Raw genomic sequence first — 10,923 nt, forward strand, 5'->3', positions numbered from 1 at the left:
ATGCTGACCTTTTAATCGTTATCGGCATCCTGAGGGAAAAATGAAGGACTAAACGCTGACCTGAGCGAAATCTTCGGCCAGCTCACATTCCGGGAACAGCGCGCGACACTCTGCCAGCAGCTTTTCACAGCCCCGCGCGTCGTAGCGCGAGCTGACGTGGGTGACGATGAGCCTCCCGACGCCCGCGTCACGGGCAAGCTGCGCCGCCTGACGCGTAGAGCTATGGCCCCGGCCGTTGGCTTTTTCTTCCATCGCTGTTTCAAGCGTTGCTTCATGCACCATCACATCCACGCCCTGGGCAAGCTGAAGCGCTGCCGGGCACGGGGCCGTGTCGCCAAATATTGCCAGCTTTTTGCCGGGCTGCGGTGCGGCAAGATAATCCTGGCCGTTGATGACGCGTCCGTCCTCCAGCGTGACGGTCTCACCGTGCTTCAGGCGCTGGAACAGCGGTCCGGGTTTGACGCCATCGGCCATCAGCGCGGCGGCGTCCAGCGCGCCGGGTTTGTCATGCGCTTCAATGCGGTATCCATAGCACTCGACAGGGTGATTGAGCGGCTGAGCGCTCACCTTATATTCGCCGTCATCGAAAACCAGGGCTTCGCTAATTTCAACGACCTCCAGCGGATAATCCGTCCATGACCCGCTAAGGCGCAGCGTGGTTTCAACAAATTCACGAATACCCGAAGGCCCGTAAATCGTCAGCGAGTTGGCGTTACCGGCCATCGAGCGGCTGCACAGCAGGCCGGGAAGGCCAAACAGATGGTCACCATGCAGATGGGTGATAAAAATTTTATCCAGCTTGCCGGGGTGATAAGCGGTGTGTAACAGCTGATGCTGCGTCCCTTCACCACAGTCAAACAGCCACAGCCCGCCGCGGGTGGGGTGTTTAAGATCCAGCAGTATCGCCGTCACATTTCGTGAGCGGGTTGGCACGCCCGCGGACGTACCCAGAAAAATCAGTTCCATAACGCAATCAGCCCTTTGCCGAACGGGGAGGGGTTTAGTATAACGTGATGAACCCCAGGAAGGAGACTGACATGATCCAGTGGCAAGATTTACACCATAGTGACCTCACCGTTCATTCACTTTACGCCGTGCTGAAACTGCGCTGCGAAGTGTTCGTGGTTGAACAGACCTGCCCGTATCAGGACATCGACGGCGACGATCTCGTCGGCGAGAACCGCCATATCCTCGGCTGGCGGAATAACGAGCTGGTGGCGTATGCGAGGATTCTGAAAAGCGAAGACGATTTTGAGCCTGTCGTCATTGGCCGGGTCATCATCAGCGGTAAGGCGCGTGGCGAAAAGCTGGGCTATCAGCTGATGGAAAAAACGCTGGAGGCGTGCCGGAAACAGTGGCCTGACAAGGCGTTATACCTGGGCGCGCAGGCACACCTGCAGTCCTTCTACGGCCACTTTGGTTTCGTGCCGGTCACCGATGTGTACGATGAAGATGGCATTCCCCACGTCGGCATGGCGCGAGAAGCGAAGCAGGCGTAATAGCGAGTCGTTGGCTATAGTTAGCGGACTGGTGTACTAACATGGAGAAAAATATGTCATTTCAATCCTGGGATACCCGTATCGACGACGACCTGGCTTTACTGAGCGAAACGCTGGAAGAGGTGTTACGTTCCTCGGGCGACCCTGCCGATCAGAAATATATTGAGCTAAAAGCCCGCGCCGAGCAGGCGCTGCATGAAGTGAAAAACCGCGTCAGCCATGCGTCTGATACCTACTACTACCGGGCCAAAAAAGCAGTGTATCGTGCCGATGATTACGTGCATGAAAAACCGTGGCAGGGTATTGGCGTGGGGGCTGCCGTAGGGCTGGTACTGGGGCTGCTGCTGGCCCGACGTTAAGCCGCTTAACCACTCCCTATACGTGGGTACTGCTATTTATCGTCAGTACCCCGTATAATACGAGGTTTTAACAGGGAGAGGTTCGCGTGAATTCGATTTTCCTCGCGCTGGAGCAATTGCGTACCCAGCTTTCGCAAGCGTTACCCGCAACACCCGGCTTACGTCATTTCGACGTCTCTTTCCCGTTAAACGACGCCTTCGACCCTCTCGCCTGGCTTGGGGCTCAGCAGTGCTATCCGCAGTTTTACTGGCAACAGCGTAACGGCGATGAAGAGCTGGCTGCGCTGGGGGCGGTTACCCAATTTTCCTCTCTGGCGTTAGCCACGCAGTTTTTGCGCGAGCAAAACGCGGCACAAGATACCCGTATCTGCGGCCTGAACGCTTTTAATCCGGAGCAGGGGAGCCTCTTTTTACCGCGGCTGCTCTGGCGACGTACCGCCGGCAACGCCACGCTGCGCCTGCAGCTGTGGAGCAATTATTCTCTTCAGGAAGATGCCCGCGCCGCGCTGGATTTTTTACAGCAGCTCCGTCCTGCAAGGCCTATCCGCCCGCTGTCCGTTCAGGTAGAGCACGAAACCCATCTGCCGCAGCAGGCCGAATGGCTGACGCTTATCCGCAGGGCGACAGAGACCATTGCGTGCGGTGAATTTGAAAAAGTGGTTCTCGCCCGGGCAACCGATATTCGTTTTACACAGCGCGTAAACCCCGTCGCGCTGATGGCAGCCAGCCGGGCCCTCAATTTACATTGCTACCATTTCTGCATGATTTTCGACGCCAGCAACGCGTTTCTCGGCTCGACCCCCGAGCGTCTGTGGCGGCGGCGCGGCACGCTGCTGCGTACGGAAGCGCTGGCGGGCACCGTCGCCAGCCATAGCGATGATAGCCAGGCGCAGCGTCTCGGCGAGTGGCTGCTGAACGATGATAAAAACCAGCGTGAAAATATGCTGGTTGTGGAGGATATCTGTCAGCGTCTTCAGCACTCCACGCAGACGCTCGAGGTACTGCCCCCCCAGGTGGTACGCCTGCGTAAAGTGCAGCATTTGCGCCGCTGTATCTGGACCGAGCTTAAACAGGCTGATGACGAGCAGTGTCTGCTCATGTTGCAGCCGACCGCGGCCGTTGCCGGATTACCCCGACAGCCTGCGCGCGAGTTTATTCAGAAGGTTGAACCCTTTAACCGCGAATGGTACGCCGGTTCGGCCGGGTATTTATCCCCCGAGCAGAGTGAGTTCTGCGTGGCGCTGCGCTCCGCGCGCGTTCAGGAGGACTACCTGCGGCTCTACGCCGGCGCCGGTATCGTCAGCGGGTCTGACCCGGAGCAGGAGTGGCAGGAGATTGAAAACAAAGCCGCCGGATTGCGCTCTCTGCTCCTAAGGGATTAATACAGATTCGCGCAATCCCGATTCATATCAAAATTCCAATTTTTTCTATTATTTATACTGTGTCGCATTCTTGATACCGGACAATCTCATGTCAGTAAGTTCTTTTAACCGACGCTGGGCGGCGGTGATCCTTGAAGCCCTGACGCGCCATGGCGTCAGGCACGTGTGTATTGCACCGGGTTCTCGCTCAACGCCGCTGACGCTGGCGGCCGCCGAAAACCGGGCGTTAATTCACCACACCCACTTTGATGAGCGTGGCCTCGGGCATCTTGCGCTGGGTCTGGCGAAGGTCAGCAAAGAACCCGTGGCGGTGATTGTCACTTCCGGTACCGCCGTGGCGAACCTCTATCCGGCGCTGATTGAAGCCGGGTTAACCGGTGAAAAACTGATTCTGCTGACGGCCGATCGTCCTCCTGAGCTTATCGACTGCGGCGCCAATCAGGCCATTCGCCAGCCGGGACTCTTTTCTTCGCATCCTTCGCAGACGATTTCGCTGCCCCGTCCCACCCAGGATATTCCGGCAAGCTGGCTGGTCTCCACCGTCGATCACGCCATGGAGACGTTGCGTAGCGGAGCGTTGCATATCAACTGCCCGTTTGCCGAGCCGCTGTACGGTGAGGTGGACGACACGGGTCTTGACTGGCAGCAGAGCCTCGGCGACTGGTGGGAGAGTGAAAAACCGTGGCTGCGCGAGCAGACGCACCTTGAGAGCGCGAAACAGCACGACTGGTTCTTCTGGCGGCAGAAGCGCGGCGTGGTTATCGCCGGGCGCATGAGCGCGTCTGAAGGCAAGCTGGTTGCCGAATGGGCGCAAACCCTGGGCTGGCCGCTGATAGGCGACGTGCTTTCCCAGACCGGTCAGCCGCTGCCGTGCACCGATCTCTGGTTGGGTAATGCCAAAGCGGTCACCGAACTGGCGCAGGCGCAGATTGTGGTCCAGCTTGGATCGAGCTTGACCGGCAAACGGTTACTGCAGTGGCAGGCGACCTGCACACCGGACGAGTACTGGCTGGTGGACGCGCTGGAAGGGCGGCTTGACCCGGCGCACCACCGCGGTCGTCGTCTCGTCAGCTCTATCGACGCCTGGCTGGCGCTCCATCCCGCTGAAAAACTCAAGCCCTGGGCGGTGGCCATTCCGGACCTTTCGCGCCAGGCGTGGGAACTAACCAAAGCGCACTGTGAAGCGTTTAGCGAAGCCGGGCTGGCGCACCGTATTCGCCAGTACCTGCCCGAGCAGGGGCAGCTGTTTGTCGGCAACAGCCTGGTCGTGCGGCTGATTGACGCCTTTTCGCAGCTGCCCGCGGGCTACCCGGTGTACAGCAACCGTGGCGCCAGCGGCATCGACGGGCTGATCTCCACGGCGGCGGGCGTGCAGCGCGCCAGCGCGAAATCGACGCTGGCGATCGTGGGCGATCTCTCCGCGCTCTACGATCTCAACGCGCTGGCGCTGCTGCGTCAGGCGTCAGCCCCGTTTGTGCTGATTGTGGTCAACAACAACGGTGGGCAGATTTTCTCCCTGCTGCCTACGCCGCAGAGCGAGCGCGAGCGTTTCTATCTGATGCCGCAGAACGTGCAGTTCGAACACGCCGCGGCGATGTTTAGCCTGAAATACCATCGCCCGGAAAGCTGGGAACAGCTGGACGCGGCGTTAAACAGCGCATGGAAACAGCCGGGCGCGACGCTGATTGAGCTTGTGGTGAACGATGCTGACGGTGCGCAGGCCCTGCAAAGCCTGCTGGCGCAGGTGAGCCAGCTGTGATCCTTTCGGGCGTGCTGCAGGCCGGAAAACCAGGCTATCCCTGGCTGGTCTTTTTGCACGGTTTTTCGGGTGACTGTCGCGAGTGGCAGAGGGTCGGTGAAGGACTTAGCGATTATCCCAGGCTATATCTGGATCTGCCGGGGCACGGTGGATCCCGGAATCTGGGTGTGAAGGGGTTTGACGAGATGAGCGCGTTGCTCACCCGAACCCTGCTTAGTTACAACATACTTAAATTCTGGCTTGTCGGGTACTCCCTCGGCGGCCGCATTGCAATGTTCCATGCCTGCCAGCAGCCGAAGGGGCTGCAGGGCGTGGTGGTGGAGGGAGGGCATCCGGGCCTGCAGGATGACGATGCGCGAAATGCGCGGCTGGCATCCGACCGCCGCTGGGCAACGCGTTTTCGTACCGAACCGCTGGAGAAAGCGTTCGCTGACTGGTACCAACAGCCCGTTTTCGCCTCCCTTACGGACGCCCAGCGCGATGCGCTGATTACCCTGCGCAGCCAGAACAGCGGCGCGACGCTGGCGATGATGCTCGAGGCGACGTCGCTGGCCGTGCAGCCCGATTTGCGTGTCGCGCTTAGCGCACGCGATTTCACTTTTGATTATCTCTTTGGCGAACGTGATGAGAAGTTTGCGGCCCTGGCCGCCGAGCTGAACGCTGTTCTCCATGCAATTCCCAACGCCGGACACAACGCCCACCGGGAAAATCCCGATGCGGTTACCGCGAGTCTGGCTCAGATACTGCGTCTTCGCATAAAGGACACTCTATGATCTACCCTGATGAAAACATGCTCTATGCACCGGTTGAATGGCAAGACTGCTCCGAAGGCTACACCGACATTCGTTACCACAAATCCACCGACGGCATTGCTAAAATCACCATTAACCGTCCGCAGGTGCGTAATGCCTTCCGTCCGCTGACCGTGAAAGAGATGATTCAGGCCCTGGCGGATGCGCGCTACGACGATAACATCGGCGTGATTGTCCTGACCGGCGAAGGCGATAAAGCGTTCTGCTCCGGCGGCGATCAGAAAGTGCGCGGTGACTACGGCGGATACCAGGACGACGCGGGTACGCACCACCTGAACGTCCTCGATTTCCAGCGTCAGATCCGCACCTGTCCAAAACCGGTGGTGGCGATGGTGGCGGGCTACTCCATCGGCGGCGGCCACGTGCTGCACATGATGTGTGACCTGACTATTGCCGCCGAGAACGCCATCTTCGGCCAGACGGGCCCGAAAGTGGGATCCTTCGACGGCGGCTGGGGTGCCTCCTACATGGCGCGCATCGTCGGTCAGAAAAAGGCCCGCGAAATCTGGTTCCTGTGCCGTCAGTACAACGCGCAGGAAGCGCTGGATATGGGCCTGGTGAACACCGTGGTGCCGCTTGCCGATCTCGAAAAAGAGACCGTGCGCTGGTGCCGTGAAATGCTGCAAAACAGCCCGATGGCGCTGCGCTGCCTGAAGGCCGCGCTCAATGCCGACTGTGACGGTCAGGCGGGTCTGCAGGAGCTGGCGGGCAACGCCACCATGCTGTTCTACATGACCGAAGAGGGTCAGGAAGGGCGCAACGCGTTTAACGAAAAACGCCAGCCGGACTTCAGCAAATACAAACGGAACCCGTAATGCGTCGCGCGCAGGTTTACCGCTGGCAGATACCGATGGACGCGGGGGTGGTGCTGCGTGAACGGCGGTTAAAAACCCGTGACGGCTTCTTCGTGCATCTGCAGCAGGGCGAGCGGGAAGGCTGGGGCGAGATTTCGCCTCTGCCGGGCTTTAGCCTTGAGTCGCTGGATGACGCGCGGGCGGCCTTGCTGGCGTGGGCGGACGCGTGGCGCGAGGGGGCGGATCCGGCGCTGCCGGACGTCCCTTCCGCGGCCTTTGGCATCAGCTGCGCGCTGGCCGAGCTGGAAGGCAGCCTGCCGGAAGCGGGGAATTACCGCGCGGCGCCGCTCTGTACGGGCGATCCGGACGAGCTGTTCGCGCAGCTCTCCGCCATGCCGGGCGAGAAGGTCGCGAAAATCAAAGTCGGGCTTTATGAAGCGGTGCGCGACGGCATGGTCGCCAACCTGCTGCTGGAGGCGATCCCCGACCTTCATCTGCGTCTGGACGCCAACCGCGCCTGGACGCCGCTTAAGGCGCAGCAGTTTGCAAAGTACGTCAATCCGGCGTACCGCAGCCGCATTGCCTTCCTCGAAGAACCGTGCAAGACGCGCGATGATTCGCGCGCGTTTGCCCGCGAAACGGGGATTGCCATCGCCTGGGATGAAAGCCTGCGCGAGGCCGATTTTGAATTTGTCGCCGAACCCGGCGTCAGCGCGGTGGTGATTAAACCGACGCTGACCGGCAGCCTGGCGAAAGTGCGCGAGCAGGTCGCGGCGGCGCACGCCTTAGGGCTGACGGCGGTCATCAGCTCGTCGATTGAGTCCAGCCTTGGGCTAACCCAGCTGGCGCGCATTGCCGCCTGGTTAACGCCTGATACGGTCCCTGGTCTCGACACGCTGAACCTGATGCAGGCTCAGCTTCTCCGCCCGTGGCCGGACAGCGCGCTGCCGTGCCTCGACCTTACGGCGCTGGAGCCGCTGCAATGAGTTTTACCGACTGGCCGTGGCGGCACTGGTGTGCGCTGTCTGCCGATAAGCCTGCCCTGAGGCTGAACGACGAGACGTTTACCTGGCAACAGCTGTGCGCGCGCGTCGACAGCCTTGCGGCGGGGTTTCACCAGCAGGGCGTGGAGGAGGGCGACGGCGTGCTGCTGCTGGCCTATAACCACCCGCAAACCCTGCTGGCGTGGCTGGCGCTGCTCCAGTGCGGGGCGCGTATTCTTCCCGTGAATCCGCAGCTGCCGCGCCCGCTGCTGGGCGTGCTGCTCCCGCAGATGACGCTGCGCTTTGCGCTGGTACTGGACGGCAGCTACGACGTTCTTCCTGCCCTGAGCATGCGCGAGACCGCCGATGCGTATTGCGCTGCGTGGCAACCGGCGCGGCTGGCGTCCATGACGCTGACCTCCGGCTCCACCGGGCTGCCGAAAGTGGCGGTCCATACCTGCGAGGCCCATCTTGCCAGCGCGCGCGGCGTTTTGTCGCTGATGCCCTACGGTGAAGACGACGACTGGCTGCTTTCGCTGCCGCTGTTTCACGTTTCCGGCCAGGGGATTTTATGGCGCTGGCTGCAGGCCGGCGCGCGGTTAACCGTGCGCGAGAAACAGCCGCTGGCGGAGGCGCTGTGCGGCTGTACCCACGCCTCGCTGGTGCCAACCCAGCTCTGGCGTCTGCTTAATGCACACCAGCATGTTGCACTGAAAGCGGTGCTGCTGGGCGGGGCGGCCATCCCTGTTGAATTGACCGAACAGGCGCGAGAACAGGATATACGCACCTTCTGCGGCTACGGCCTGACCGAGTTTGCCTCTACCGTCTGCGCGAAAGAGGCGGACGGCGAGCCGGACGTGGGCTATGCGCTGCCGGGCAGAGAGGTTCAGGTGGTCAACGGGGAAGTCTGGATCAGGGCGCAAAGCATGGCCTCAGGCTACTGGCGGGATGGCGAACTGATTCCGCTGACCAACGCGCAGGGTTGGTTCGCTACACGCGATCGCGGCGAATGGCATGACGGCCGCCTGACGATCCTCGGCCGCATGGACAACCTCTTTTTTAGCGGCGGAGAAGGGATTCAGCCGGAAAGCCTTGAGCGCGTTATCGCCACGCACCCGCAGGTTAACCAGGTGTTTATCGTTCCGCTGGACGACGCCGAGTTTGGGCAGCGTCCGGTGGCGGTAGTGGAGTGCGAGCCGGGAACGGATATCACCTGTTTACCTGACTGGGTGCGGGATAAGGTGGCGCGTTTTGAGCAACCCGTCCGCTGGCTGCTGTTGCCGACCGAACTCAAAAATGGCGGTATCAAAGTCTCGCGCCGCGCGTTGCAGCAGTGGGTGAACGCATCGCTGAAGGGATAATAGCCGTTTCAAATAGTTACAATCTACCGTTCTGCCGCACGCAGAGTGCTTGATCCCCGGGATACTCCGGTTAAAATCTCGCGGTTTTGGGACTCCTTTATAATAATTGTGCGGGATCACGACAATGAAAAAAGCGGCATTACTGGGCTTCGGCCTGATGGTTGTATCTGCGGCGGCTAACGCCATTAGCATTAACGGCTCGGCGGGTCAGGATTATACCCACCTGGGCTTTGGCATGGGTACCGAGACATCCGGTCTGGCGATGACCGGCGGCTGGACGCATAACGATGATGACGGCGACGCGGCCAGCCTCGGCCTGGGTCTCAACGTTCCTCTTGGCCCGTTCCTGGCGACCGTCGGCGGTAAAGGTATCTATACCAACCCAAATGACGGTGACGAAGGGTACGCGGCGGCAGTGGGCGGCGGCCTGCAGTGGAAAATTGGCGACAGCTTCGGCCTGTTTGGTGAGTACTACTATTCGCCGGACTCCCTCTCAAGCGGTATCGAAAGCTATGAAGAGGCTAACGCCGGCGCGCGCTGGACCATCATGCGTCCGATTACCATCGAAGCGGGCTATCGTTATCTGAACCTGGCCGGTAAAGACGGCAACCGCGACAACGCGCTGGCCGACGGCCCGTACGTGGGCGTCAGCGCAGGCTTTTAATCACTCCGGCGCGGCATTCTGTCGCGCCAGTTTCTCTCTTATCCACCCCGCGTTTGCGTTATAGTGTTTTGACCAAATAAGCGGGAGAACATAATGATTAACGTGGAGATGTTATCCACCGGCGACGAAGTGCTGCATGGACAAATTATTGATACCAATGCAGCCTGGCTTGCCGATCTTTTCTTTGAGCAAGGATTACCGTTAACGCGCCGCAATACGGTGGGCGACAATCTTGAGTCACTGGTCTCTATTCTGCGTGAACGCAGTGAGCACTGTGACGTGCTGATTGTGAACGGTGGGCTCGGCCCTACCAGTGACGATCTCAGCGCGCTGGCCGCCGCGACCGCAAAAGGCGAAGGGCTTGTGCTGCACGAGGCGTGGCTTTCGCAGATGGAGCGCTTTTTCTCCGAACGTGGCCGCGTCATGGCCCCCAGCAATCGCAAACAGGCTGAAATTCCCGCCAGCGCCGAGCTGGTTGATAACCCGGTGGGTACCGCGTGCGGATTTGCCATGCAGCTGAACCGCTGCCTGATGTTCTTCACGCCGGGCGTGCCCTCAGAATTTAAAGTGATGGTCGAGCAGCAGATCCTGCCGCGCCTTCGCGATCGTTTTACCCTGCCGGAACCGCCGCTGTGTCTGCGTCTGACCACCTTTGGCCGCTCGGAAAGCGATCTGGCCCAAAGCCTCGATCACCTTCCGCTGCCGCCGGGCGTGTCTATGGGCTATCGCTCCTCCATGCCGATCATTGAACTTAAGCTGACAGGTCCGGCCGAGCAGAAAGAGGCGATGCTGGCGTTGTGGCCCGAGGTGCAGCGCGTGGCGGGCGAAAGCCTGATCTTTGAAGGTACGGAAGGGTTGCCCGCGCTGATTGCGAAGCAGCTGCAGGCGCGTCAGCTCAGCGTGACCTTAAGCGAGCAGTTCACCGGTGGCCTGCTGGCACTTCAGCTGTCGCGCGTCAACGCGCCGCTGCTGGCCAGCGAAGTGGTGCCGTTCCAGCAGGAGACTCTGGCGCAGACCGCCCGCTGGGCGTCCGAGAGAAGGGTGAAGCATTTTGCCGGTCTGGCGCTGTTCGTCGGCGGGCTGGATGAAGAACACCTCAACTTCGCGCTGGCGACGCCCGAGGGTACCCACGCCCTGCGGGTAAAAATGAGCATTACCCGCCACAGCCTGGCGGTGCGTCAGGAGGTGTGCGCCATGATGGCGCTGAACATGCTGCGCCGATGGCTGAATGGCAAAGAGGTGGCCAGCGAGCACGGCTGGATTAACGTGGTTGAGTCGCTGTTCGTGGAGTAACGCCTGTGCCGGGGCCT

At 60.5% G+C, this 10,923-nt stretch carries 11 protein-coding genes; 10 read left to right on the forward strand and 1 reads right to left on the reverse strand.

What is annotated here, in order from left to right; all coding sequences use genetic code 11:
- Nucleotides 1-48: 48 nt before the first annotated feature.
- On the reverse strand, nucleotides 49-966 hold the full coding sequence (rbn, locus tag LRM19_RS09810; RefSeq protein ID WP_271368621.1) for a ribonuclease BN: 918 nt from the start codon (nucleotides 964-966) through the stop codon (nucleotides 49-51).
- Nucleotides 967-1,037: 71 nt separating this feature from the next.
- On the opposite strand from rbn, the gene LRM19_RS09815 reads away from it, so the two are divergent.
- The 10 genes from LRM19_RS09815 to LRM19_RS09860 all read left to right on the forward strand — a co-directional run bounded on the left by LRM19_RS09815 (nucleotide 1,038) and on the right by LRM19_RS09860 (nucleotide 10,906).
- Nucleotides 1,038-1,499: a GNAT family N-acetyltransferase gene (locus LRM19_RS09815; protein ID WP_115875889.1), complete on the forward strand. Its 462-nt coding sequence runs from the start codon at nucleotides 1,038-1,040 to the stop codon at nucleotides 1,497-1,499.
- Nucleotides 1,500-1,552: 53 nt separating this feature from the next.
- Nucleotides 1,553-1,858 carry a stress response protein ElaB gene (gene elaB / locus LRM19_RS09820; RefSeq protein ID WP_008500219.1) on the forward strand — a complete coding sequence of 102 codons (306 nt, stop codon included), beginning with the start codon at nucleotides 1,553-1,555 and terminating at the stop codon, nucleotides 1,856-1,858.
- Nucleotides 1,859-1,944: 86 nt separating this feature from the next.
- Nucleotides 1,945-3,240 carry an isochorismate synthase MenF gene (menF, locus tag LRM19_RS09825; RefSeq protein ID WP_271368622.1) on the forward strand — a complete coding sequence of 432 codons (1,296 nt, stop codon included), beginning with the start codon at nucleotides 1,945-1,947 and terminating at the stop codon, nucleotides 3,238-3,240.
- A gap of 88 nt (nucleotides 3,241-3,328) precedes the next feature.
- On the forward strand, nucleotides 3,329-4,999 hold the full coding sequence (gene menD, locus LRM19_RS09830) for a 2-succinyl-5-enolpyruvyl-6-hydroxy-3-cyclohexene-1-carboxylic-acid synthase (protein ID WP_271368623.1): 1,671 nt from the start codon (nucleotides 3,329-3,331) through the stop codon (nucleotides 4,997-4,999).
- A complete protein-coding gene (gene menH, locus LRM19_RS09835) occupies nucleotides 4,996-5,772 on the forward strand; it encodes a 2-succinyl-6-hydroxy-2,4-cyclohexadiene-1-carboxylate synthase (RefSeq protein ID WP_271368624.1) in 777 nt (258 codons plus the stop codon). The genes menD and menH overlap by 4 nt, the downstream gene beginning before the upstream one ends.
- A complete protein-coding gene (gene menB / locus LRM19_RS09840; RefSeq protein ID WP_045402731.1) occupies nucleotides 5,769-6,626 on the forward strand; it encodes a 1,4-dihydroxy-2-naphthoyl-CoA synthase in 858 nt (285 codons plus the stop codon). Before menH ends, menB begins: the two co-directional genes overlap by 4 nt.
- On the forward strand, nucleotides 6,626-7,591 hold the full coding sequence (menC, locus tag LRM19_RS09845) for an o-succinylbenzoate synthase (protein WP_271368625.1): 966 nt from the start codon (nucleotides 6,626-6,628) through the stop codon (nucleotides 7,589-7,591). Before menB ends, menC begins: the two co-directional genes overlap by 1 nt.
- Nucleotides 7,588-8,949: an o-succinylbenzoate--CoA ligase gene (gene menE / locus LRM19_RS09850; RefSeq protein ID WP_271368626.1), complete on the forward strand. Its 1,362-nt coding sequence runs from the start codon at nucleotides 7,588-7,590 to the stop codon at nucleotides 8,947-8,949. The genes menC and menE overlap by 4 nt, the downstream gene beginning before the upstream one ends.
- A 124-nt stretch (nucleotides 8,950-9,073) precedes the next feature.
- The gene (locus LRM19_RS09855; protein WP_115875883.1) at nucleotides 9,074-9,613 is read left to right on the forward strand and encodes a YfaZ family outer membrane protein; all 540 of its coding nucleotides are present in this window, start codon (nucleotides 9,074-9,076) and stop codon (nucleotides 9,611-9,613) included.
- A gap of 93 nt (nucleotides 9,614-9,706) precedes the next feature.
- The gene (locus LRM19_RS09860) at nucleotides 9,707-10,906 is read left to right on the forward strand and encodes a nicotinamide mononucleotide deamidase-related protein YfaY (RefSeq protein WP_271368627.1); all 1,200 of its coding nucleotides are present in this window, start codon (nucleotides 9,707-9,709) and stop codon (nucleotides 10,904-10,906) included.
- Nucleotides 10,907-10,923: the final 17 nt, after the last annotated feature.

Origin of the sequence: Enterobacter sp. PI-10 (genome assembly GCF_027947695.1) — a bacterium.
GTDB classification, from domain to species: Bacteria; Pseudomonadota; Gammaproteobacteria; order Enterobacterales; family Enterobacteriaceae; genus Enterobacter; species Enterobacter vonholyi.

Excerpts from the sequence above, each read along its gene's own strand:
- menE (WP_271368626.1), top strand. The coding sequence starts at position 7,588 with ATGAGTTTTACCGACTGGCCGTGGCGGCACTGGTGTGCGCTGTCTGCC.
- rbn (WP_271368621.1), bottom strand. The coding sequence starts at position 966 with ATGGAACTGATTTTTCTGGGTACGTCCGCGGGCGTGCCAACCCGCTCA.
- menD (WP_271368623.1), top strand. The coding sequence starts at position 3,329 with ATGTCAGTAAGTTCTTTTAACCGACGCTGGGCGGCGGTGATCCTTGAA.
- LRM19_RS09815 (WP_115875889.1), top strand. The coding sequence starts at position 1,038 with ATGATCCAGTGGCAAGATTTACACCATAGTGACCTCACCGTTCATTCA.
- menC (WP_271368625.1), top strand. The coding sequence starts at position 6,626 with ATGCGTCGCGCGCAGGTTTACCGCTGGCAGATACCGATGGACGCGGGG.
- LRM19_RS09855 (WP_115875883.1), top strand. The coding sequence starts at position 9,074 with ATGAAAAAAGCGGCATTACTGGGCTTCGGCCTGATGGTTGTATCTGCG.
- menB (WP_045402731.1), top strand. The coding sequence starts at position 5,769 with ATGATCTACCCTGATGAAAACATGCTCTATGCACCGGTTGAATGGCAA.
- elaB (WP_008500219.1), top strand. The coding sequence starts at position 1,553 with ATGTCATTTCAATCCTGGGATACCCGTATCGACGACGACCTGGCTTTA.
- LRM19_RS09860 (WP_271368627.1), top strand. The coding sequence starts at position 9,707 with ATGATTAACGTGGAGATGTTATCCACCGGCGACGAAGTGCTGCATGGA.